At 63.1% G+C, this 23668-nt stretch carries 15 protein-coding genes and 3 riboswitches; of the genes, 12 read left to right on the top strand and 3 right to left on the bottom strand.

The window, feature by feature from the left end; genetic code table 11:
• Positions 1–111 precede the first annotated feature (111 nt).
• The 8 genes from GYH35_RS30870 (at position 112) to GYH35_RS30835 (ending at position 10976) form a co-directional block, all read left to right on the top strand.
• A complete protein-coding gene (locus GYH35_RS30870; RefSeq protein WP_161830410.1) occupies positions 112–573 on the top strand; it encodes an OsmC family protein in 462 nt (153 codons plus the stop codon).
• A gap of 155 nt (positions 574–728) precedes the next feature.
• Positions 729–1349: a Cif family virulence factor gene (locus GYH35_RS30865; RefSeq protein WP_161810106.1), complete on the top strand. Its 621-nt coding sequence runs from the start codon at positions 729–731 to the stop codon at positions 1347–1349.
• A gap of 12 nt (positions 1350–1361) precedes the next feature.
• Positions 1362–3833 (top strand): glycogen/starch/alpha-glucan phosphorylase, encoded by a 2472-nt coding sequence (locus tag GYH35_RS30860; RefSeq protein WP_161810105.1) that lies wholly within the window; start codon positions 1362–1364, stop codon positions 3831–3833.
• A 67-nt stretch (positions 3834–3900) separates the two neighbouring features.
• Positions 3901–5799, top strand: a complete 1899-nt coding sequence (gene glgB, locus GYH35_RS30855; protein WP_161810104.1) for a 1,4-alpha-glucan branching protein GlgB — start codon at positions 3901–3903, stop codon at positions 5797–5799.
• 92 nt (positions 5800–5891) lie between these two features.
• Positions 5892–8057 (top strand): glycogen debranching protein GlgX, encoded by a 2166-nt coding sequence (gene glgX, locus GYH35_RS30850; protein ID WP_161810103.1) that lies wholly within the window; start codon positions 5892–5894, stop codon positions 8055–8057.
• Entirely contained in the window at positions 8058–10250 is a 2193-nt protein-coding gene (gene malQ, locus GYH35_RS30845; protein WP_161830409.1) for a 4-alpha-glucanotransferase, read from the top strand.
• A gap of 45 nt (positions 10251–10295) precedes the next feature.
• Positions 10296–10676, top strand: coding sequence for a VOC family protein (locus GYH35_RS30840; protein ID WP_161830408.1), 381 nt, complete (start codon positions 10296–10298; stop codon positions 10674–10676).
• Positions 10677–10805: 129 nt separating this feature from the next.
• Positions 10806–10976, top strand: a complete 171-nt coding sequence (locus tag GYH35_RS30835) for a hypothetical protein (RefSeq protein WP_161830407.1) — start codon at positions 10806–10808, stop codon at positions 10974–10976.
• 100 nt (positions 10977–11076) lie between these two features.
• Here GYH35_RS30835 and GYH35_RS30830 read toward each other — a convergent pair whose 3' ends face one another.
• The 3 genes from GYH35_RS30830 to GYH35_RS30820 form a co-directional block, all read right to left on the bottom strand.
• Positions 11077–11745 (bottom strand): cytochrome b/b6 domain-containing protein, encoded by a 669-nt coding sequence (locus tag GYH35_RS30830; protein WP_161810099.1) that lies wholly within the window; start codon positions 11743–11745, stop codon positions 11077–11079.
• A 72-nt stretch (positions 11746–11817) separates the two neighbouring features.
• A complete protein-coding gene (locus GYH35_RS30825) occupies positions 11818–13257 on the bottom strand; it encodes an MATE family efflux transporter (RefSeq protein ID WP_161810098.1) in 1440 nt (479 codons plus the stop codon).
• A 102-nt stretch (positions 13258–13359) separates the two neighbouring features.
• Positions 13360–15348 carry an energy transducer TonB gene (locus GYH35_RS30820; protein WP_161830406.1) on the bottom strand — a complete coding sequence of 663 codons (1989 nt, stop codon included), beginning with the start codon at positions 15346–15348 and terminating at the stop codon, positions 13360–13362.
• 503 nt (positions 15349–15851) lie between these two features.
• Here GYH35_RS30820 and GYH35_RS30815 point away from each other — a divergent pair.
• The 4 genes from GYH35_RS30815 to GYH35_RS30800 all read left to right on the top strand — a co-directional run bounded on the left by GYH35_RS30815 (position 15852) and on the right by GYH35_RS30800 (position 22922).
• Positions 15852–17891, top strand: a complete 2040-nt coding sequence (locus tag GYH35_RS30815) for a S9 family peptidase (protein ID WP_161830405.1) — start codon at positions 15852–15854, stop codon at positions 17889–17891.
• Positions 17888–18322 (top strand): response regulator, encoded by a 435-nt coding sequence (locus GYH35_RS30810; RefSeq protein ID WP_161810095.1) that lies wholly within the window; start codon positions 17888–17890, stop codon positions 18320–18322. Before GYH35_RS30815 ends, GYH35_RS30810 begins: the two co-directional genes overlap by 4 nt.
• 315 nt (positions 18323–18637) lie before the next feature.
• Complete coding sequence (locus tag GYH35_RS30805; RefSeq protein ID WP_161830404.1) at positions 18638–21289, top strand: HD domain-containing phosphohydrolase; 2652 nt, start codon at positions 18638–18640, stop codon at positions 21287–21289.
• A gap of 176 nt (positions 21290–21465) precedes the next feature.
• A riboswitch (cyclic di-GMP riboswitch) is annotated at positions 21466–21567 on the top strand.
• A gap of 185 nt (positions 21568–21752) precedes the next feature.
• Complete coding sequence (locus GYH35_RS30800; RefSeq protein WP_161810093.1) at positions 21753–22922, top strand: putative Ig domain-containing protein; 1170 nt, start codon at positions 21753–21755, stop codon at positions 22920–22922.
• A 328-nt stretch (positions 22923–23250) separates the two neighbouring features.
• A riboswitch (cyclic di-GMP riboswitch) is annotated at positions 23251–23335 on the top strand.
• A gap of 119 nt (positions 23336–23454) precedes the next feature.
• A riboswitch (cyclic di-GMP riboswitch) is annotated at positions 23455–23558 on the top strand.
• The last annotated feature ends 110 nt before the right edge of the window (positions 23559–23668 follow it).

Genomic DNA, 23668 nt, shown 5'->3' with positions numbered 1-23668 from the left:
ATGTTGGGCGGCGATTCTGCCCGAACACGGACAGGAATGTGGCAAAGCCGTGGCGGCCGCGGGACAATGCCACCCCGTCGGCCTCGGCCGGCAACCGCCCGGATCGATCCCATGAGCGAGTACACCGCGACCATCTATTGGCAGCGCCTCGGCGCCGTATTCACTGACCAGAAGTATTCCCGGGCGCACGAGTGGCGGTTCGATGGCGGCGTGACCGTGCCGGGCTCGAGCTCGCCCCATGTGGTCCGCGTACCGCTGTCCGATCCGAGCGCAGTCGATCCGGAGGAAGCGTTCGTCGCCTCTTTATCCAGCTGCCACATGCTGTTTTTCCTGTCATTTGCGGCAGCCAGGGGCTTCGTTGTGGACACCTACGAGGACCCGGCCATCGGCGTCATGGCCAAGAACGAGGCCGGCAAAATGGCCATGACGGTCGTTACCCTGCGGCCCAAGGTGGTGTTTGCCGGCAAGCAGCCCACGGCCGAGCAGCTGAACGAGCTGCATCACCGCTCGCACGATGAATGTTTCATCGCTTCGTCGGTCAAAACCGACGTACGTTGCGAGCCGGTTGCGTAAATCCGTCCGCCGCGTAGCATTCGCCGTTCGCCTGTCGGCCGGTAAAAGTCACGCCTTTTACCGGGGCGTTGTCGAAAGGGCCTCGGCCGCTTTCGACCGTCGAATCAGACCGGCCGTTGGCCATCGACCATAGAAAATTCCAGGGTTTCGCCTGCATGAACAAGATTCGCGCGCTTTTGCCTGCCCGGCGGCTGATCGTCGGCTGTGCCTTGCTCCTGCCGTTGCTGGCCGCCTGTGGCGGCGGCGAACAGGCGGTGTGCGTGGAAAAAGAGCAGCCCTATCTGGCGTCCCGTAACAATCCGACGCTAAAAGTGCCCGACGGCATGACCCAGCCGAACCGGGCCGAGGCCCTGACGATTCCGGAGCCCACCGCCGGTCGGCATACCGGCAGCGGTTGCCTGGATGAGCCGCCGTCTTATTTCCGCTCCACCGGCACCACGGCGCGTTCGCCCGAAGAAGTGGTCGCGAGCTGGGCCCAGGCTTGGGCAAACCGCGAAGCGGATGCGGTTGTTGCGCTTTATTCTGGCAGCTTCACCGCGCCGACGGAGTCGGCGGGGAGTGCAGCCTGGCTGGAGCAGCGTCGTGAGCAGGTGGCCACCGGCCCGGTGCCCGATCCAGTCGTCGAAGGCCTGCGCGTCGAACCCGACGGGTCCGACAAGCGCATCGTGCGGTTCGTGCAGAAGTTCGGCACCAATTCGTTGCGCAAGGAGTTGACCCTGGTGCGCGAGGGCGCTTCGTGGCGCATCGTCGCCGAGAAGGTGGCCGAGGTTAAGTAAGCGAGGATTTTCATGGCGCAGACTTCTGCGATTCGTTCGGCGGTGCCGTTGCGCCTCGGCGCCGTCCGTGAGGCGATCGTCGATCGCCTCGAGCGTGTGCTCGGCAAGTCCACCGAGAACGCGACCCGCCGAGATATCTACGACGCGCTGTCCATTGCCGTCCGTGAAGAACTTACCGAGCGGTGGATCGCCACCGGCCAACGGGTGGCGCGCGCCCGCGTGAAGCGGATCTGTTATCTGTCGATGGAGTTCCTGCTCGGTCGCAGCCTGATCAATGCGCTGTCTTCGTTCGAAGATGAGCTGCTCACCGAAGTGCGCGAGACCGTCGAGTCGCTCGGCCACGATCTCGATCACATCGCCGCCGAGGAAGAAGATCCCGGCCTCGGCAACGGCGGTCTCGGTCGTCTCGCCGCGTGTTTTCTCGATTCGCTCGCCACGCTCGGTTATGCGGCCACCGGTTATGGCATTCGCTATGACTACGGCATCTTTACGCAGGTCATCGAGAAAGACGGCGCGCAGCGCGAAGTCGCCAGCTCCTGGCTGGGCTTTCATTATTTCTGGGAGACCGGGCAGGGCGGCATCCGCCATCGCGTGCGCTTCGGCGGCCAGTGTCGCGCCACTCGCGACGATCACGGCCGGGTGCGTTACGAGTGGGTCGATACGCAGGATGTCTGGGCGGTCGGTTATGACCTGCTGATTCCGGGCAACCGCAGTCCCACGGTCAACCATTTGCGGCTGTGGTCGGGACGCGCGATCACGCCGTTCCGCATCGAAGCTTTCAATCACGGCAACTACGCGGCCGCAGTCGCCGAACAGGTCGACGCGAAGAATCTCACGCGCGTGCTGTACCCGGACGACTCGACCCCGCAAGGCAAGGAGCTGCGCTTCAAGCAGCAGTACTTCTTCGTCAGCGCCTCGTTGCAGGACCTGCTCGGTCAGCACATGGCCGAGCGCCGGCCGCTGAAGGATTTGTCGAATGCCATCGCCGTGCAGCTCAACGACACGCATCCGGCGCTGACCGTCGTCGAGCTGATGCGCTTGCTGGTCGATACATACGATATGGAGTGGGCCGCCGCTTGGAAGATCACGCGGGAAGTGTGCAGCTACACGAATCACACTTTGCTGCCGGAAGCGTTGGAGACCTGGCCGGTGTCGTTCTTCGAGCGCCTGCTGCCGCGTCACTTGCAGATCGTTTATCAGATCAATCGCGACTTCCTCGAAGAAGTCAGCGCGAAGTTCCCGCAGGATCTGGATCGGCGGCGTCGCATGTCGCTCATCAACGAGGATGGCGATCGTCGCGTGCGCATGGCATATCTCTCGGTCGTCGGCAGCCATCGTGTGAACGGCGTCGCGAAGCTGCATTCGCGGCTGATGCGCGAGACCATTTTCAGCGATTTCGCGCAGCTCTGGCCGGAGCGCTTCACCAACGTAACCAACGGCATCGCCGTGCGCCGCTGGTTGAAGCAGGCCAATCCGTTGTTGTCCGCGTTGCTGACCGAGAAGCTCGGCCCGGCATGGGAGAACGATCTGGAAGATCTCGAGCGTTTGAAGTGGGCCGCGGACGATGCCGACTTCCGCCATCGGTTCCGCGAGATCAAGCGCGCCAACAAGGAGCGGCTGGCGAAAACCATTCATCAGCTGCTCGGCGTGACGGTGAGCGTCGACGCTATGTTCGACGTCCAGGTCAAGCGCATTCACGAGTACAAGCGGCAGCTGCTGAACCTGCTGCACGTCGTCGCGCGTTATCAGCGCCTGCTCGACAACCCGGACGATCCGATGCCGAAGCGCGTCGTGATGTTCGCCGGCAAGGCGGCGCCCGGTTATCACATGGCGAAAGCCATCATCAAGCTGATCAACAACATCGCGCACGTCATCAACAACGACGCGCGCATCGGCGACAAGCTGAAGGTCTGTTTCCTGCCGGATTACGACGTAACCCTGGCCCAGGAGATCATGCCGGCGGCCGACCTGTCGGAGCAGATTTCCACGGCCGGCATGGAAGCGTCGGGCACCGGCAACATGAAGTTGTCGTTGAATGGCGCCCTCACCATCGGCACGCTCGACGGCGCCAACATCGAAATCAAGGATGCGGTGGGCGACGAGAATATTTTCATCTTCGGCATGACTACCGAAGAAGTGGTCGCGCGCCGCGCGCAGGGCTACTCGCCGGCGGACGAAGTCGCCAGGAATCCCGCTCTGAAACGCGCCATCGAGCTGATCGACTCCGGTTATTTCACGCCGGACAACATCTTCGACTCCAAGGTGGTCAGCGACCGGCTGCTCAGTCATGGCGAGCATTTCCTGGTGCTCGCGGACTTCGATGAGTACATGGCGGCGCAGGCGCGTGTCGACGAGTTGTTCCTGAACACGGATGAATGGACACGCAAGTCGGTGATCAACGCGCTGAGCATGGGCCCGTTCTCCAGCGACCGCAGCATCCGCGAGTACGCGGATAGTATCTGGGCCATCAAGCCGGTGCTGTGATCGGGAACCCGGGCGGCCGGGCGGGGTTGTGAAGGGATAGCTGAACTGAAAACGCACACCAATCGCTATGACGTCTGCTCTTTCCGACCTCGATCTGCACCTGTTCGGTGAGGGCAATCATCACCACATTCACCAGAAGCTGGGCGCGCATCTGGAAGTGCATGACGGCATCGCCGGCACCCGCTTTGCCGTGTGGGCGCCGAATGCCCGGCGCGTCAGTGTGGTTGGCGAATTCAATGAGTGGGACGGCAATCGCAATGTCATGCAGATGCGCGGCCGCTCGGGCGTATGGGAAACATTCGTTCCGGGCGCCGCGGTAGGCTCGCTGTATAAATTCGAGATCGTCGGTGCGCACGGTCAGCACCTGATGAAAGCAGACCCGTATGCATTTCAGATGCAGCTGCGTCCCGACAGTGCTTCAGTCATCGCCGACATCGGCGGCTACAGCTGGGGCGACGCCGAGTGGCTCGACCGCCGTCGCAACTGGGATCCGCTGCGCGCGCCGATCTCCATATATGAATTGCACCCAGGCTCGTGGCGGCGCTCCTGGCATCGCAAGCCCGCCTTCCTCACTTGGGACGAGCTGGCCGATCAACTGATTCCGTATGTGGTCGACATGGGCTACACGCACGTCGAGCTGGTCGGCGTCGCCGAACATCCCTTCGACGGTTCGTGGGGCTATCAGGTCCTGGGGCACTTCGCGCCGACCGCGCGACACGGCACGCCGCAGGATTTCATGCGCTTTGTCGACCGGCTGCACCAGGCCGGCATTGGCGTGTTCATGGACTGGGTACCCGCGCACTTTCCTCGCGACGGTCACGGCCTTGCCGACTTCGATGGCACGGCGCTATATGAGCACGCCGATCCGCGTCGCGGCGAGCACATGGAGTGGGGCACGAAGATCTTCAACTACGGCCGCCACGAGGTGCGCAATTTTCTGATTGCGAATGCGCTGTTCTGGATCGAGCAATATCACATCGACGGGCTGCGGGTGGATGCGGTCGCGTCCATGATCTATCTCGACTACGCGCGCAAGCACGGCGAGTGGACGCCGAATCAATATGGCGGCCGCGAGAATCTCGAAGCCATCGACTTCCTGAAGCAGCTGAACTGGACCGTCGGCCACTATCACCATGGCGTCGTCACCATGGCGGAAGAATCGACGTCGTTCGCGGGCGTCACGCGACCGGTGCATCTGGGCGGGCTCGGCTTCCATTTCAAATGGAACATGGGCTGGATGAACGACACGTTGCGCTACATGGCGCTGGATCCGATCTACCGCGGGCACAATCACAATCTGATCACGTTCTCGTTCGTGTACGCGTTCTCGGAACATTTCATCCTGCCGCTGTCGCATGACGAAGTGGTGCACGGCAAGCGGTCGTTGCTGGACAAGATGCCGGGCGACGAGTGGCGCAAGCTCGCCAATCATCGCTTCCTGATGGGCTACATGATGATGCATCCGGGCAAGAAGCTGCTGTTCATGGGCGGCGAGTTCGGCCAATGGCACGAATGGCGCGACTATGAAGATCTGGCCTGGGCCGCGCTTCAGCATCCGCATCACCGGCAGTTGCAGTCCTGGTGCCGGGCGCTGAATCGTTTGTATCGCGACTATCCCGAGCTCCATGGCAGCGACAACAGCTGGGAAGGCTTCCGCTGGCTGGAAGTCGACAACGCCAACGAAAGCGTGTTCGCGTTCATGCGCCAGCGGCTGCCGGGCGAGGGCGGCACGCAGCTGCTGATCGTGTTCAACGCCACCCCGGTGCCGCGTGACAATTACACTTTCGGCGCGCCGGCCGGTGGACGCTATCGCAAGCTGCTCGACAGCGACGACGCCGCATTCGGCGGCTCAGGCTATGCACCACAGACTGAAATGCAGGCGTATGACGAGCCGTGGCGAGACTTCCCGGCGCGCATCACTTTGAACCTGCCGCCGCTCGCCGTCGTGATCTGGGCGCGCGATTGATGTGCGGCGAAGCCTGAAACTGCCAAGTCAATAAGGCATCTTCGCGATTCGCTACTTTTCACGCGGCCCCTGGATCGGTCACCATTCCGTCGATGAACGCCGTACCCGCCGATTACTCTCACGCCAGCCTGCAAGCCGGCTCCCCTCAGCCCCTGGGCGCCACCTGGACCGGCGATGGTGTGAATTTCGCAGTCCATGCCAGCGGCGCCGCGCGCGTCGAGTTGTGCCTGTTCGATGACAGCGGCGAGCATGAGCTGACCCGTCTGGTGCTGCCCGAGCGCACCGAAAACGTTTGGCACGGCTTTTTGCCTGCGCCGCACGGCGTGCCCGGCATCGTGTATGGCTATCGTGTGCACGGTCCGTACGATCCGTCGTACGGCTTGCGACACAACCCGAACAAGCTGCTGCTCGATCCATATGCGCGTGCGCTCGCCGGCAAGTTCCAGTGGAATCCCGCGCTGTTCGGCCATCTGCCGGATCAACCGACCGAGCAAATCAACACCGCGGACAGTGCGCCATACATGTACAAGGCGCGCGTCGTGCACTCTGAATTCGCGTGGAGCGAAGATTGCCCGCCGGCAGTGCCGTGGCGTGACACTGTCATTTATGAATTGCACGTCAAGGGATTCACGAAGCTGCATCCTGCCGTGCCCGAGCGTGAGCGCGGCAAGTTTCTCGGTCTCGCTCAACCGGCGGTCATCAACTATCTCAAGGCGCTGGGCGTCACTGCGGTCGAGCTTCTGCCGGTGCAGGCGTTCGTCCCCGAGGAGTTCCTCGCCAAGCGCGGCTTGGAGAACTATTGGGGTTACAGCTCGCTGGCCTGGTTCGCTCCGCATCCGGATTACGCGATCGACGATCCGGTTGCGGAATTCCGCACCATGGTGAAGGCGCTGCATGCCGCGGGCATCGAGGTGATTCTCGATGTGGTGTTCAATCACACCGCCGAGGGCAACGAGAAAGGGCCGACGCTCAGCTGGCGCGGCTTGGACAATGCTGCTTATTACAGGCTCGACAGCACCAATCTGAGCCGCTACGTCGATCGTTCCGGCACCGGCAACACTATCGCCATCGGCAATGCCGCCGCCCGCAAGCTGATCATCGATTGCATGCGCTACTGGGTGGAGGAAATGCACGTCGACGGCTTCCGTTTCGATCTGGCCGCCGTGCTGGGTCGTGACAACGCCCCGTTCCGCACCGACGCCGCGTTTTTCAAAGCGGTCGCGAACGAGCCGTCGCTGCGCTACGTGAAGCTGATCGCCGAGCCCTGGGACGTGGGGCCGGACGGTTATCAGCTCAGCCATTTCCCGGCCGGCTGGTCGGAATGGAACGATTTGTATCGCGACACGGTGCGCGGCTTCTGGCGTGGCAATCCCGGCATTCTCGGCAATTTCGCCGAGCGCTTCGCGGGCTCCAGCGATTTGTTTCGTGCCTCGGGCCGCCGGCCGACGGCGAGCATCAATTACATTGCGTGCCACGACGGCTTCACCGCTTACGACGTCACGGCCTATGAGCAAAAGCACAACGAAGCCAATCTCGAAGAGAACCGCGACGGCCACAATCACAACCTGAGCTGGAACGGCGGCGTCGAAGGGCCGAGCGACGATCCGGCGATCATCGAGCTGCGCGAACGGCAGATCCGCAATCTGCTCGCGACCTTGCTGCTGTCGCAGGGCGTGCCCATGTTGCTGGCCGGCGATGAGTTCGGCCGTACGCAACGCGGTAACAACAATGCCTACTGCCAGGACAACGAGATCAGCTGGGTGGATTGGTCGCTGGCCGAGCGCCGCAGCTGGTTGATTGCATTCGTACGGCAACTGCTCACGTTGCGCCGGTATGCGGCCGGCCTGAGACGCGATACCTTCCTGAAAGGCGCGCGCCAGGTGGATCGCGAGCACAAGGACATCAGCTGGCGGCATCCGCTCGGGCACGAGCTGAACGCCGGCGACTGGCACGATGCGGACGCGCGTGCCATTGGCGTGCTGATCGGCCATGCTTTCACCGATCCCTATGGAACACCGAACGGACATCTGCTGTTTCTGTGCAATGCCGGGGACCAACCTTGTGACTTCCGCTTGCCAGCGCCGACCACGGGGGTGGTCTGGCAGACCGTGTTCGACACGGCGCGCTGGCGTGCCAACGATCTCGGCGACCGTCTCGGCGCCGGGCAGAATTGCGTGGTCGCGCCGCATTCCTGTGTATTGCTCGCCGATGGCGATGCCCCCAGCTCGATTCGCAGCGGGTTCTCGCTGAAAACGTAAATGGACAACCCGATCCGCCAACTCGCCCAGTTGTACGGAATCGCGGATTCCTATTTCGATTTTCGCGGCCAGCCCAAACAGGTCTCGGCCGAATCGCAGGCCGCCATCCTGGCGGCCCTGAGTGTGGATGCGGCCGACGCCACGGCCGCCGAGAAATCCATTCACGAATATCACACGCGCCGCTGGACGGGGTTCGTGCCGCCGGTGATCGTCGTGACCGAAGGCAAGTCGGTCTCGGTGCCGGTGGCCGTGCCTGTCGATCTGGCCGCCAAGAAGGTGGATTGGAGCGTCAAGCTCGAGAGCGGCGAGCCGCGTTCCGGGAGCGCGCAGTTATCCAAGCTGCAGGCGGTCGAGGAAGCCAGGATCGACAATGTTTCGTATCGGCGCCTGACCGTGCCGTTGCCGGCTTTGCCGCTGGGTTATCACACCGCCTCGTTGGCCCTGGACACTGGCCTGCACGGAACGTTGCGGATCGTCGTGACGCCCGACCAATGTTTCGAAGCTCACGCGATTGCCGAGGGTAAGAAACTCTGGGGCATCGCCGTGCAGCTGTACTCGCTGCGCGCCGATGACAACTGGGGCGTCGGCGATTTTCGGGACCTCCGGCATTTGATTCGTCTGTCCGCGCCGCTCGGCTGCGGCATCATCGGTTTGAATCCGCTGCACGCCCTGATGCCGGCGAATCCGGCGCATATCAGCCCCTACAGTCCCTCGAATCGGCAGTTCTTGAACGTGCTGTATGTCAGCGTCGAGGATGTGCCCGACTTCGCCGAATGCGAGCCGGCGCGCAAACGCGTCGCCGAGCCGAAATTCCAGGCCATGCTGAAGGAAGCGCGTGCAACCCGGAACGTCGACTATGTGAGAGTGGCGGCGGCAAAGTTTGAAATTCTCTCGCTGCTGTACGCGAGTTTCCGCGCGCGTCATCTGAACGAAAACACGCCGCGCGGCCAGGCGTTCAGGCAGTTCCAGGAAATCCAAGGCGAGCCGCTGCGCTTGCATGCGATCTACGATGCGCTCGATGGCCACCTGCGTCTGCAAGGTCCGCAGTACTGGGGCTGGCCGAGCTGGCCCGAGGAATATCGCGATCCCTCGTCATCGGCGGTGGAGCGCTTCGCCCGGGAGCGCGCCGAGGACGTCGAATACTTTCAATATCTGCAATGGCTCGCCGCTGAGCAATTGGCCACCGCGCAGAGCACGGCACGTGAAGTCGGCATGGCCATCGGCATCTATGGCGACGTTGCCGTCGGTGCGAATCCGGCGGGATCGGAAACGTGGTCCAACCGTCACCTCTATCTGCAGGGCGCGTCGGTCGGCGCGCCTCCGGATGCGCTGGCCTTGAAAGGCCAGGACTGGGGCATTCCGCCGCAGGATCCGGTCGAGCTGCGCGCACAACAGTACCAGCCGTTCGTCGGCCTGGTCCGTAACATGATGCGTTACGTGGCGGCGCTGCGCTTCGATCACGTCATGACGCTGTATCGATTGTGGTGGGTGCCGCGCGGGCTACTGTCGAAAGACGGCACGTATGTCCACTATCCGTTAGCGGATCTGATCGCCATTCTCGCGTTGGAAAGCCAGCGCAATCATTGCATCGTGATCGGCGAAGATCTGGGCACGGTGCCGGCAGCGATGACCGAGGCGATGGAGCACTATCGCGCCTATCACTACAAGGTGTTGATGTTCGAGCAGCTCGCCGACGGCACGTTCAAGCGGCCCGATGAATACGTTCCTCACGCGATGGCGGTCGTCACGACGCACGACTTGCCGACGCTGCGTGGCTGGTGGGAAGGCAGCGATGTGACATTGCGTGCGCAGCTCGATTTGTATCCGACCGATGAGCTGCGTCAGCAAGCACACGATGCACGCGTGCGAGATCGCGTCAGCTTGTTGCGAGCGTTGGTCGCTGCGGGGTTGTGGCACTGGCGCGATGGTGAGCCGCTGCCAACATACTCGGCTGCGTTGTCGCGCGCTGTGCATGCTTTCATCGGCTTGTCCAGTTCGAATATTGCGTTGTTGCAGATCGAGGACCTGATCGGCATGACCGATCCAGTCAACGTGCCAGGCACGGACACCGAGCATGCCAACTGGCAACGCAAGGTCACCGCGTCACTAACTGACATATTCTCCAGCGCCGAGACAAAAGATATCCTCGCGGCGATGGATGCAGCTCGCAAAGGTGTGAACCCGAACGCCTGAGCTGGATCGGCTTTCTGGTATCGTGCGCGCCGTTGGAGAAGAACCATGCATCGCAGCCGTCTCGCTGGATTCATCATCGACTGCAAGACCGACAATCTCGAACAGGCCGCGCAATTCTGGTCCGCCGCGCTCGGTTATGAGCTGCGGCCCAGGAACGAAGAGCCCAGTCCCCTGTACCGCTCCATGCAGACCGACAAGCTCGGTTTGCACGTCGAAGTTCAGGCGGTCCGGCACGACAGCCGCGTCCATCTCGACATCGAAACCGATGACATCGAAGCGGAAGCCCAACGGCTGGAGGCGCTCGGCGCCCGGCGTGTCGAGAAGGTTCACACGTGGATCGTCATGGAAGCACCTACAGGCCAGCGATTCTGTATAGTCCGGCCACAGAACAAGAACTTCGCGGCAACCGCGAATCAATGGAAATAGGGCCGCTTGCCCGTCAATCCGTATTAGGGGATGCAAAGTTTGCTGTTGTCGGTGGATCCATTTCGCCGTGTGGTGCGTTACACCGCCGCGAGAAGGGAACACCGCCTGGGAGGAAACGTGATGTTTAGAATGAGTAAGACCGATTCACCGCCGGTGCGTTTGCGAGTCACCCCGGATCCCGAGCGAGCCGCCGAACTGCAGCGCCGCATGGAGGCGCTCCAATACCGGCCCGAAACGGGGTTTCATCGCGATCGGCTGCAAGGCAAGACCGAGAAGCCGGTTCTGCGGCTGGTGAAATAACCAACTCAGCGCATTTGGGACAAGACAGGGCGATCGATCCAGCGGGTCGATCGCCCTTTTCTTTTCGCCCAGGGCTTGCCCGGCGAAACAATCAAAATATTCAGTTGGCAATCCACCACACGACGCCACTGGCCAGCGCGATGCCGGGCAGGATGCGCCACGCCGGCACGGGCAGCATCGGCTTCACCGGCACGTTACGACGATGGCCGGTCAGCATGGCCACGACCAGGTTGTCTTTTCTCACCAGCAGATAAAACAAAATGGCGGCGATGTGCAGGCCGACGAAAACCAGAATCGCGTTGAACACCACCTCGTGAATCTCCGCCAGCGTGCGGCTGGTATCGAAGCTCACCAGGTGCGACAGCGGGCCGGATTCGATGCCGTCCACGTCGCTTACAAACAAACCGATCAGTACTTGCGCCAGCATCAACGTGAGCATCACGGCGACGCTCCAGCCGCCGAGCGGGTTGTGGCCGGCATCGCGATGCGCTGCACGCGACTCGCGTATGTAAGCAACGATGCCGCTCGGGCCGCGCAGGAATTGTGAGAAACGCGCGCTCGAGCTGCCGGCGAAGCCCCAATAGATTCGAAACACCAGCAGGCCCAGCAGCGCATAGCCGCTGTACCGATGCCAGTCCATCACGTTTTCTTCCGCCGTCCACCAGGAGAGGGTGATACAGAAAACAAACAACCAGTGCGTGAGCCGCACCGGCCAGTCCCAGATGCGGATGGCAGTGTCGTTCGAAGTAGCGCGAGTGTCGTTCACCATGTCGTACCCATAAGCCCGGCCGCGAACTGCAAACCATAGCATTGCCCGCCACGGAAATGGCTTACGCGGCCGTCAGCGAAGCCGGATTTTCTCCCACGCCCCGGAGCGCCAGCGCAGCCACAGCACCGTCGAGATCAGGATGATGTAGGTGAGCGCGGCCAGCCAGCCGCCGAGCGCGCCCAAGCCGAATTGCGGCAGACCCTCGACCCAGCCGCCGCCGGGCGTGAACGACAGCATGTGCGCCAGGGGCACGAACACCAGCCACGACAGCACCAGGACACAGATCGCCGGCACCGTGGCGTCGCCCGCGCCGCGCAGGCTGAAAGAGCAGGCGAAGTTCAGCCCATCGAACAGCTGATAAGCCGCCGCCACCCACATCAAGGTCGTGCCGAGCTGGATCACCGCCAGCGCTTGCGGGTCGTTGTCGGCGACGAACGTGGGAATCAGCCAGGGCGCGGTGAGCCCGAGCAGCAGGCCGATGGTGCCCATATACGTCATGCACATCACGACGATGCTGTTGCCGATACGCTTGGCCCAGCCGCGATCGCCCATGCCGATGGATTGACCCACCAACGTCGTCCCTGCCATGGCGATACCGATTGCCGGTCCGAAGGAGATCGACGTAAGCATCATCACGACCTGGGTCGCGGCGCCGTCCACAGTGCCCAGATGGACCTGCATGAGTTGAAACATCGCGAAGCCGAGCACGTCGGCCGCGATCAACATTCCCATCGGCAGGCCGAGCTGGCATTGCCCGATGAGCTTGGGAAGGCGTGGCCGCCACATCAAGCGTGAATGAAACATGCGATGCATCTTCGGCCCGACGAAGATGCCGAGTGCCACCAGCAGACCCAGCGCCTGCGCGCAGTTGGTCGCCCAGGCGCCGCCGGCTATGCCCCAGCCGAGCTCGAAAATAAACAACTGCGCGAACACGGCGTTGCTGATGCAGACCAGCGCCTCGACCATGAACGAGATCCTGGGCCGGCCGATACCGTTGAAAAAGCCGACGATGCCCCACAGCGCTACGCCCAGCGGAGCGCCGTACATGCGCGGTTCCCAGAACTGCACCGACAGCGCTTGCACCTCGGGATCGAGGCCGAAAGGATCGAGCACGGCGTTGCCGTTGATGGCGATCAACCAGAACAGCGGGGCGACCACCAACGCCGCCCACATCGAAATCCAGCCGGCTTGCGACGCGCGCTTGAGTCGTCGCCCGCCGAACGCTTGTGCGACCAATGTCTGACCCGCGAGACCGACACCGCCAAACAATGCGATACACGCGATCACTGGCCAGTGAATCGCGGCGATGGCGGCGAGCGCGCTGGTGGAGATGCGACCGATGAACCACGTGTCCGTGAGATTCAGGATCGCCTGAATGGCGCTGTTCGCCGCGAACGGAATGGCGAGCGCGACGATGGCGCGCACATCCACGTGGGCACGACCTGACGCGTCCAGCCGTTGCGCCGGCAAAGACGAGAGCGGAGCGGTCGCTTTGGGGGTGGCGGTGTCCATAGCCGGCCGGCGAGCAAAAGGACGCGCAGCGTAGCGTCTGGACACCCAATAAAAAAGGCGGCCCGAAGGCCGCCTTTCGTTAGCAACGATTGCTTGGAGCGCTTAGTTGGCAGCCTGCTGCGAGAACTTCAGACGCACCATGGCGCGCTGTTCGACTCGCTCGCCATTCTTCTCGACCGGCTCGAAGCGCCACTGACGCACGGCGCGGATCGCGGCATCGTCGAACACATCGGCGGGGCTGGCGTTACGCACTTCCACCTGATCGACCGTGCCGTTGGTCTGCACCGTGAAGGCCAACTCGACCCAACCTTCGATGCCGCGCTTTCGGGCCGCATCTGGATAGGCCGGCGACACCATGCGCACGCGCTTCAGCGAAGCGGCGGATACGACGTTCGTCAGCTGCGAGTTCTGCTCGCGAGCCGCGATCAGATCGGCTTCCGCCTGCGCAATGGCCGGGCCGTTGAAGCGCTGGCCGACATCCTTCGCAGCGGCAATCAGCTGCGCGGAACGATCGTAAGCCTTGGCGTTCATCGCCTGGCGACCGGAGTCGAGCAGACGTGTCGAGAGCGTGCGCGCCAGCTCATCCGCTTCCGGACGATTCGGGGCGGCGGTACGCAGATTCGCCAGCAGATCGCGAGCGCTGTCGCCCGGCGGATCGATCAGCTTGCCTTCGGTCAGGCGCGTGCGAACGTCAGCGACCATGGCGTCGATGTTCGGACCCGCACCGGCCTGCGAGGCAGCCGGCGTCGCCGGACGGCGCGTGCCAGCGGATTGCGCCGGAGCGGTCGTCGCCGTGTTCGGGCCAGCGCCCGGACTACCGGCACGAGTCGCTTCAGCGAGCGAACGTTCGACCGCGGCCAGCGCGCTGCCTGCCGAGCCCATCTGACGCGCGCCCTGCACAAATGCGGTGGCCGCTTCGATGTTGCCGCCGGCGAGCGACTTGCGAGCTTCTTCGGTCAGCTGCGCGCTGAACTCACGAATGGTGGACAGCACCGTCGGATCCGTCGGATCGAGGCGGCGCGCTTCCAACAGCGCGTCCCTTGCGCTGCCATTGTTCGGAGTCAGCAGGCGGCCGTTGGCCATGCGATCGTTCGCGGTGTTGAGCAGCGAGCGCACGCGGTTGCCGACTTCCTGAGCCTGCGACAGTTTCAAACGTTCACGTTCGCGCGCGACCTGCGTATCCAGGAACGCCAGACGCGGATGGGTCGAATCGATATCGCGTGCCGTCTCGATCGTGCGGATGGCTTCTTCCAAACGTTCGGCCAGCAGTGCGGCTTCGGCGCGTTCGAGGATCTTGTCCACGACCGAGCGAATGCCGTCCTTCGCTTCCTGGCTGTTCGGATCCAGCGCCAGCGCGCTTCGATACAGGTCCAGGGCGCTTTCGCCCTGCGGCTCGATGAACTTGTTCTGAGCGAACGCGTCCTTGGCCAGCGCCAGCTCGGCCTTGACCGGATCCGGACGTTCCGGCACGCCGCCTGGCTGCTGGGCTCCCGGCGCGGCGGGCACATTCACGACCGGAGGCACTTCGGGCTCGCCGGTGAAGCGGTTGACGCCGAACCAGATGCCGCCGATGACCACCAACAGACCGGCGGCGAGCGCGCCGTAGGTCATCACGTAATTTTTGCTGCCGCCTTCTCCGGCCGCACTGCCCGTGCTCAGGCGCTGCCCGGCGGCGGACAGATCCAAATGCTGTTTGACCGCGGCGTCCAGCGCGAGGCGCGTCTGGCCATGTGACAACGGCGTGAGCAGGAATCGGAAGATCCGGCCGGCGGCGGTGAGCTGCATGAGCTGCGAATTCTCTTCGCGCTTGCCGGCGACCACCACGACCAGTTCAGGGAAATGCTGAGTCAGCTGCGCCACCATCGAGGCCACGTCGGCGGTGCTCGCGGTATCCGCGACCAGCACGCCCGGCTTCAGGTTGGAGAGCTTCTCCGCAACATGGTCCAGGTCCGGCGCAAAGGCGACCGGAACGCCGCGCGGCGCGGCCTTTTTGACCGTTTCCACCAGGTTGGCGTCACGGCTCAATACCAGGACCGGCGGCTGGTGGCCTTCTTCTAGCTGCCGCAGGGCTTGTGAATCGTCGATCTCCAAATTGACCTCGTCCTGAGTATTTCCGTGTCCTGAAGAACGACTATGTTGCGCGTTGGCCATAGACCCCTCCGGGGGTTTTTGCTTGTCGCGTAATACTACTTATGCAAGATGGATCGGCTGCGAACTGTATCTGTCTTTTCTGGCCCGCTCGCGTGAACTGCCGCGCAAAATTGGCATGCGCCGTTCAGCAAATGTCCCTGCGTGAATTTCCTCTCTTGCCTGCCCTCTGTAGACACCCGCTGCCGGTTTGATGCCGATACGATGAGCCCGCTGATCCGGACGGTCGGGTGGCGGGCGTGATCCTACCCCTTTGTCGGCCGCATGCCAGCGGTAAAGTTGTTGGCAAGTGGCTACGAGGCACTCCGCTGGGGTGCGAATCGGGGATTGGATGAGGACCACAGTTGCCACCCAAGCGTTAGGGCTGCAGGATCTGTTCAGTTAACCGATTTTTGTTCAGCAATTTTTTCGCACCAGCCATCGTGTCCAAGCCGCCGTTAGCACCGATGCGATCACATCGCGTCTCCTCGCCCAATGGCGCACGCGACGACGTTTATTATTGGCTGCGCGACGACACGCGCAGCGATCCCGACGTCCTGAGTTATCTGAAGGCCGAGAACCAGTACACCGAGGCCATGCTGGCCCCGGTCCAGCCGCTGATCGACCGGCTGTACACCGAAATCGTCGCGCGCTTGAAACAGGACGACTCGACCGTGCCGGTGCGTTATCACGGCTACTGGTACGCCATCCGGTTCGCGACCGGCCAGGAATATCCCATCGTGGTTCGCTGGCTGGACGCGCCCGGCGCGGAAGAAGTCATATTGCTCGATGGCAATGCGCTCGCGTCCGGGCAGCCGTTCTTTCAATTGGGCGGCTATGAGATCAGCCCGGACAACCGCCTGCTGGCGTACACCGAGGACACGGTCGGGCGCCGCCAGTACCGGCTCCGGGTCAAGGATCTGACGACCGGCACGCTGCTGCCGGACGTGATCGAGAACGTCGGCGCCGGCGTGGCCTGGGCCGAAGACAACCGCACCTTGTTATATGTGGAACAGGATCCGGTGACGCTGCTCGGCCGGCGCATCCGCCGTCATCGGCTCGGCGACCGCGGCGAGCATGTGCTGGTTTACGAAGAGCCCGACGAAAGCTTCGATCTCACCGTCGAGCGCAGCAAGTCGGAGCGTTATCTGCTGATCGCCTCCGAGAGCACCACCTCGTCGGAGTGGCGGTATGCACGCGTCGACGATCCGAGCTTCGATTTCAAAGTGGTCGTGCCGCGCGAGGACGATCACGAATATCAGCTCGATCATCTCGACGAGCAATTCCTGATTCGCACCAACTGGCAGGCGCTGAATTTCCGCATTGTCGAAGTGCCGGTCGAGCAGGCTGCCGATCGCAAGCAGTGGCGCGATGTGATCGCGCACGATCCGGAAGTTTTCATCCAGGACTTCGAGTTGTTCCGCACGTTCGTCGCGGTCAGCGAGCGCTCGCAGGGCTTGATGAACGTGCGCGTGCAGCGCTGGGGCGAAGCGCCGTTTCATCTCACGGCGGACGATCCTGCTTACACCATGGCGCTGGGCTCTAATCCCGAGCTCGACACCACACGGCTGCGTTACGTGTATACGTCGCTGACCACGCCCGGCACCACGTATGAATACGATCTTGCCGACGGCTCGCGCACCGTGTTGAAACGCGAGCCGGTGCTAGGCGATTTCGATTCAGCAAATTACGTCAGCGAGTTCGTGTGGGCGCCGGCGCGCGATGGCGAGCGCATTCCCGTCTCGATCGTGTATCGCAAGGGCACGCCGCTGAACGGCAGTGCGCCGTTGTATCAATACGGCTATGGCTCGTACGGGCTGAGCATGGAGCCGGCGTTCAGCACGTCACGGCTGTCGTTGCTCGATCGCGGCTTCGTGTATGCGATGGCGCACATCCGCGGCGGCCAGGAGCTGGGCCGGCGCTGGTACGACGCCGGGCGGCTGGAACAGAAGTGGAACACCTTCAACGATTTCGTCGATGTGACCGATTATCTGGTGACGCGAGGCTACTGTGCGCGCGACAAAGTTTTCGCTGCCGGCGGCAGCGCCGGCGGGCTGCTGATGGGCGTGATCGCCAACGTCGCGCCCGACCGCTACGCCGCGCTGGTCGCGCATGTGCCGTTCGTCGACATCGTCACCACCATGCTCGACACCAGCATTCCCTTGACCACGCTCGAATATGACGAGTGGGGCAACCCGAACGAGGCCGCTGCCTACGCCTATATGCTTTCTTATTCGCCGTACGACAATATCCGCCACCAGCATTACCCAGCCATGCTGGTCACCACCGGGCTATGGGATAGTCAGGTGCAGTATTACGAGCCCGCCAAATGGGTCGCGAAGCTGCGACGGCACAACACCAGCAGCCAGCCGCTGTTGATGCACGTCAATCTGGAGGCCGGCCACGGCGGCAAGTCGGGGAGATATGAGCACATGCGCGAAGTAGCGCGAGAATACGGATTCGTCATCGCACTGGCCGAAGGTGCGAGCATCGGGGAGGCGTCGTGAGTCACACCGGGTACATTCTGCTCGCGGACGACAATCCCACCGACGCGGAGCTGACGATCCGCGCGCTGGAGATCGGCGGCGTTTCACAACAAGTCGTGTGGGTGCAGGACGGCGAGGCCGCCTTGCACTATGTGTTCCGTCAGGGCGTTTATGCGCAGCGGGTGTCGGGCAATCCGAAACTGATGCTGCTCGACCTGCATATGCCGAAGATCGACGGCCTGGACGTGCTGGCGCAGATCAAGGCCGATCCCAAGACACGCTCCACGCCGGTGGTGATCATGTCCTCGTCCGACCAGGAGTCGGACATGGCGCGCAGCTACGAGGCGCACGCCAATAGTTACATCGTGAAACCGGTGGACTTCAAGCAATTCACCGACCAGGTCTCGCTGCTCGGCCAGTACTGGACGCGCATCAACCGCGCGGGCCCCTGAACCGATCTCGCAGAATGTGCACTGCGTCTCCCTTTGTAGCTCAGAGTTCCCCCTAATCGTGCCAATCCCCGCGGGCGCCGGGCATACTTATCAAACAGCGACTCGGGCATCCTGCCACTCGCGCTGTGGCGCAGAGGGGAAAAGGCGCGACTTTTCCCGCTGCGCTCGCCGCCTGCGGCGGCGGGCACATCCCTGTGCCTGTGGTGGGTAAGCGTTAAGTTTCTTGGTTCGGGGTCGGCCGTAGCCGATGGAAACCTTCGGGGCTCCGCGGGGACTGTTTTTCTAGGCTGGCGCGCTCGCGCCGGGAGACTGGGCATGGGTGTCATCCTGATCGCATTCGAGCGCGAGTCAGAGCAAAGCGCGCTTGAAACATTGCTGTCGGGTCGCGGTCATCGGGTGTTGAAATCCTCGAATGGACTCGCGGCATTGGACGTCGCGCGCCGCGAGCCGCCGCAAGCCATCGTTTCCGACATCGTCCTGCCTCGCATGGACGGTTTCGCCCTGTGCCGCAAATGGAAGCAGGACGAGCGCCTGCAGAGCATTCCGTTCGTGTTCTACACGCGCCGGCACGACGATCCGAAGTACGAGCGCTTCGCCCTGGAGCTGGGCGCCGAACGCTTTCTCTCCCGTTCGACCGCGCCGGACAAACTGCTGAGCGCGCTCGATGAGTTGTTGCCAGCCGGTCACGCGAATGGTGCGCGCGCCAATGAAAATGGCGGGCATGGCAACGGCACGAGCGGCAACACCCGCCCGATGAACATGCTCGACACGGCTGCCATGCAGCGCTTCGCCGTGCTCGAAAAGACTCAAGCCGAAGCGCTCGAGAAGGCGCAGGCCGCGCAACGCCAGCAGGCCGCGCAAGCCGAGGCGCTCGACAAAGCGCAGCGTCAGCAGGCCGCTCAAGCCGAGGCGCTCGAGAAGGCGCAGCGTCAGCAGGCCGCGCAAGCTGAAGCATTGGAGCGCGCTCAGCGCGCCCAGGCTGAGCAAACAGAAGCGTTGGAAAAGGCTCAGCGCGCGCAGGCCGAAGCGGTCGAGCGCGTCGAACGTTTGCAAGCCGAGGCTCAGTACAGCGCGCAACAGGCGCAGGCTCAGGGCGAGGCCGTGGAGCGAGCTGTGCAGGCGCAGGCGCGTTTGCGCTCGCAGGTCAGCGAGCTCGAAGCGGGCAATCAGCGGCTGGCCGCCGGCGAAGCGCGCTTTCGTCGCGTCTTCGAGAACAATCCGCAGCCGATGTGGATCGCCGATCACGCCACCGGCGGCTTCATCGCCGTCAACGACGCCGCGTTGGCGATGTATGGCTATTCGCGCGCCGAATTCCTGGGCTTGAAAGCATCGGCGCTGACGTTGCCGGGCGGCGAGTCGCCGGATTCGTCCATCAGCGTGCATCAACGCAAAGACAGTCTCGCGCTGTTCCTGTCGATCTCCTCGCAACAGATCGAGTTCGACGGCCGCAACGCCGACCTGGTCGCCGCGTTCGATCTTTCGCAGCGTCTGGAAACCGAGCGTCAGCTGCAGGAACAAGCGAAAGCCGGCAACTCATTGCTCGACTCGGCGGCCGACGGCTCCTGGCTGCTCGGCAGCGATGGGCAGATCCAGGACGTGAACGCGGCCTACTGCCGCATGTCCGGCTACAGCAAGGAAGAGCTGTTGCGCATGAATGCCGCCGACATCGAGGATCCCGCTTCCGGCGAGACCACGATGCGACTGCAGCTCGGCCGCGTCCGGGGCGGCGGGCGTTACGAGACCAAGCATCGTCGCAAGGACGGCACGTTGTTGGACGTCGAAGTGAGCGTCGGGCTCCTGGAGAACCGGCGCGGCGACAGCATCGTGCTGATTCGCGATACGGCTCAGCGCCGTCGCGACCTGATCGCACAGCGCATTCAGCAGCGTCAGGCCGATTTCCTGGTCGATCTGTTCAAGCAGGCCGACTCGCTCGACGAGTCCGCCATCGTGCGCCGGGTGATCGAGCAGGCCATGGAAGCGGGGCGCAGCCCGCTGGGCTATTTGTACTTTGTCGATAACGCGCAGAAGACCATGACGCTCGCCGCCTGGCGCGATGGCGGCCGGCCGCAAGTGGTCATGGCCGATTCGGAGCCGCAGCCCATTGGCCGGGCGATGATGCTCAGCGAATGCGTGCGCGGTAAGCATCCCACCTGGACCAACGATGCCGCCCGCAAGCCGCAGAACGACGGTTTGCCGGACCTCACGCGCTTCCTGGCCGTGCCCATGCTGTCGGGTGAGGAAGTGATTGCCGTGCTCGGCGTCGGCAATCGGGATGCGAACTACACCGAAGAAGATCAGCGCACGCTCGCTGCGCTGGCGGACGGCGTGTGGCGTCTGCTGCATTCGAAGCGAGCGCATGCCGTGACGCTCAGTGCGCTCCAGCGCACCGACGTGGCGCTTCAAGGCATGATCGATTCGTTCGTGCGGATGAGCGAGCGGCACGATCCATACACCGCCGGCTCGTCGCGCCGCCTGGCGGCGCTGGCGGTCGCGATCGGACGCGAGGCCGGCCTCGATGGCGAGCGCCAGCATGGGCTGCGAGTCGCGGCGCTGTTACACGACATTGGCAACATCGCGGTACCGGCGTCCATCCTCAGCAAGCCCGCGCCGCTGACCGAAACCGAGCTCGCGCTCATGCGCACGCACGTCGAAGAAGGCTGCCAGCTGCTCGCGGATATCGATCTGGGCGCGCCCATCGCCGACATCATTTATCAGTCGCACGAACGTTTCGACGGCAGCGGCTATCCGCGCGGCCTGAAGGGCGAAGAGATCATGATCGAAGCCCGCATCCTCGCGATCGCCGATACGGTGGAAGCCATGTGCTCGCCGCGTCCGTACCGGCCGGCCCTGGGCATGGACGCGGCGATCGACGAGATCAACCGGAGCGCCGGCAAGCTCTACGATCAACACTTAGTGGCGGCCTGCACGCGACTGGTGCGGCAGCACGGCTTCACGCTACCGGCATAAACATTTCCCGAGAAAAACACGCTTTGGTGCGCTGGTCCTAAGGCGCACCATGCGGGCCCGCTAAGCGTCGCCATTAAGCGTCGTCAAAGGTTCCCTGCTCGCGCTTACAGGATTTCCTGAACGCGGATGGGGGCTCGTCCGATAGGTCACATTCATTGCTTCCGACAGAATGTTGTCGTCTGTAAGGGCAAAGCCGTTCGAAAGACGGTGACGCAAAGCCTCCGGTCCTCTGGCGCCGCTGTTCCAGCAGCCGCTCCAAAGATAGCGGGGTTGCCGTTACAACCCGACCTTCATCAGGTTGTATCGTGAAGTCCTTCGGCCTGCCGCCCGCGCTCCTCGAGCGCCGGCCCAGCAAAGCCAGCTTCCCTTGCCAGACAAAGGTGCTCGCACCGCCACGCTCAGCAATGCGTGTGCGCGAAGCGCGAGCTGGCATCGGAACACAAGTGCTTTGCTGGAGTGCTACATGCGCTTTTCGTCTACTCTCGCCGCGATCGCGGCGTTCGCTTCGTTTGCGGGCGTCGTATCCGCCCAGGCCGCCAATCTGCCGCCGACCATCAGCGGCACGCCGCCGACGGTCATCAAGGTCAAGACCTCGTACTACTTCCAGCCGACCGCGAAAGATCCGGAAGGCAAGCCGCTGAAGTTCAGTGTCGTGAACAAGCCGGGCTGGATGGCGGTCTCGGCCAATAGCGGCAAGCTCATGGGCTATCCGAAGTCCCCGGCCGTCTATAACAACATCATCCTGCGTGTCAGTGACGGCGTGAACACCGTGTCGCTGCCGGCTTTCAGCATCACCGTGAACAGCACCGGCACGGTCGCGAACCGCGCGCCGACGATCAGCGGCACGCCGGCGACGACCGCGACGGTCGGCACTGCTTATAGCTTCCAGCCTTCCGCCGCCGATGCCGATGGCAACACGCTCGGCTTCAGCATCACGAACCGTCCGAGCTGGGCCACGTTCAGCACGACGACGGGCCGCCTGAGCGGCACGCCGACCGCGACCGGCACGTTCAGCAATATCGTGATCCGCGTGAGCGACGGCACCACGACCACTTCGCTGCCGGCCTTCTCGATCAACGTCACCAACACCGCGAACCGCGCGCCGGTCATCAGCGGCACGCCGGTGAAATCGGTCAACGCGGGCAGCGCCTACAGCTTCCGTCCGACCGCGAGCGATGCCGATGGCAACACGCTGACCTACTCGATCGCGAATCGTCCGAGCTGGGCCACCTTCAGCACCAGCACCGGCCAGCTGTCCGGCACGCCGAGCGCCTCGCAGGTCGGCACGTACAGCAACATCGTCATCAGTGTGAGTGACGGTCGTGCGACGGCCTCGCTGCCGGCGTTCTCGATCGCCGTGGTCGATGTGTCCAACGGCGGCGCGACGCTGAGCTGGACCGCGCCGACGACCAACACCGACGGCAGCACGCTGACCAATCTCGCCGGCTATCGCATCGCCTACGGCACTTCGTCGAGCGCGCTGACGCAGACCGTGCAGGTGGCGAACCCGAGTGTCACCAACTACACGATCAGCAATCTCTCGCCGGGCACCTACTACTTCTCGGTGCGTGCTTACACCAGCAACGGCACGGAGAGCGCGGGCTCGAACGTCTCGTCGAAAGTCGTGCAGTAAGCAACGGTAGAACGTCGATACAGCAGCGGCGGCCGGAGCGATCCGGCCGCCGTTTGTTTTTTTCGCGCCGTCGAATATTTGCCGAAAACACAAGGCGCGCTGCGGGCGCGCGCGCCTGGATTTTGACGTCGTTATGTGAATTCGCAGTGACATTTCACCGCTGCGATGTCGGTCGCCACCGACAATTGCAAAAAGGATATTCCTACGATTTACTTCGCCTCGACCGCGAAGTTTTGTTCAATCGATATTTGTCGAATCGCACCGACTCTACTGGACGCGGCCTGCACGGCGGCGAGAGTGGGTGAGAGCGACGAAACGAACGAACAACGCTTCACCAGGGCATAACCGTCGTAAGACGGCGACGCAAAGCCTCCGGTCCTACAGCGCATGCTGGGGATAGCGGGGTTGCCGGCCAGCTCTTCTTGCGTCACCGAGCTAGCCGTCATCCTTCCTTCCTTTGCTGCTGTTCGATCGCGCCACGCGGCCCTGGGGTCTTCATGACCACAGAGAACTAGAGTCTGGGAGCAGCAGAAAGTGATATCGGCAAACCCGTCGAAAGGCGGGGACGCAAAGCCTCCGGTCTACGGGAACGCGGCGCGCGATGCGCGGCGCTCCTATGACAGCGGGGTTGCCACGATCGCCGTAGAAACGTTCGCAAGGCCCCTTGCGAGCGCGTGCACGCGCGATGGTGTGACCAGCGAGCTGCCGATCGCGCACGAGCGTGTGTGCGCCAATCTTTCCCTGCG

The organism is Steroidobacter agaridevorans (assembly GCF_009932555.1).
Lineage (GTDB): Bacteria > Pseudomonadota > Gammaproteobacteria > Steroidobacterales > Steroidobacteraceae > Steroidobacter > Steroidobacter agaridevorans.
Note: the sequence above shows the minus strand (reverse complement) of the source record. Positions and strands in the feature narration are given on the sequence as shown.